Annotated in this window: 1 protein-coding gene; it reads left to right on the plus strand. The window is 61.5% G+C overall.

Features of this window, described 5'->3' with window-relative positions; all coding sequences use genetic code 11:
• On the plus strand, positions 1-273 hold a 273-nt coding region (locus tag SB816_RS31615), incomplete at both ends, for a transposase (protein ID WP_410548197.1).

The raw sequence follows: 273 nt of genomic DNA on the forward strand, positions 1-273 counted from the left end.
GTACTGCCTGGAACGGGCATTTCGACTGCACCTGCTATCACCCCATCTTCTTGTTCAACCAGTTTGGCATGCTGGAGCGCTGCGCCCTGCGTAACGGCAATGTCCACAGCGCCGATGGCTGGCGGGATGTCCTTGATCCCGTCATTGCCCGATATGCTGGCCGCGACCTTGGTGGACGCGTCTTCCGGGCCGACGCTGCCTACGCGATCCCCGCGATCTATATGCGGCTGGAAGAAGCCAGGTTCTTCTACGCCATCCGTCTGCCCGCCAACG

The sequence above is a fragment of the Achromobacter sp. SIMBA_011 genome (assembly GCF_046535435.1).
In the GTDB taxonomy this organism is placed as follows: domain Bacteria; phylum Pseudomonadota; class Gammaproteobacteria; order Burkholderiales; family Burkholderiaceae_B; genus Achromobacter; species Achromobacter dolens.